Genomic DNA, 407 nt, shown 5'->3' with positions numbered 1-407 from the left:
TCTCATTGAGCCAGCATCTGGACCGTCATTACGCAGAGAAGCTCAAACAGGAGGGTGGCACCGGTCAGCGCGGTGACGCCTGAAGGATCGAGCGGAGGCGAAACTTCGACCAGATCGGCGCCGATGATGTCGACGCCGGCCAGCGCGCGGACCATCTTCTGGGCCTCGCGCGTCGTGATGCCGCCGATCTCGGGGGTGCCGGTGCCGGGGGCAAAAGACGGATCGAGCGCGTCGATGTCGAACGAGACGTAGGCCGGCGCCTCACCGACGATCGAGCGTGCCTCGGCCATCACCGCGTCCACGCCGCGCTCCATGAATTCCTCGATAACGATGATGCGGATGCCGGCCTCGCGGGCGAAATCGTAGTTCTCTGCATCGGAGATTGCACCTCTGATGCCGATCTGGAC

1 protein-coding gene is annotated in these 407 nt (G+C 64.1%); it reads right to left on the bottom strand.

All coding sequences use genetic code 11. From position 1 onward, the window contains the following. Nucleotides 1-2: 2 nt before the first annotated feature. Nucleotides 3-407: arginase family protein (locus EN884_RS38335; protein WP_206617796.1), on the bottom strand; the 405-nt coding region annotated here is incomplete at its 5' end.

The organism is Mesorhizobium sp. M7A.F.Ca.AU.001.01.1.1 (assembly GCF_004022735.1).
GTDB classification, from domain to species: domain Bacteria; phylum Pseudomonadota; class Alphaproteobacteria; order Rhizobiales; family Rhizobiaceae; genus Mesorhizobium; species Mesorhizobium ciceri.
Note: the sequence above shows the minus strand (reverse complement) of the source record. Positions and strands in the feature narration are given on the sequence as shown.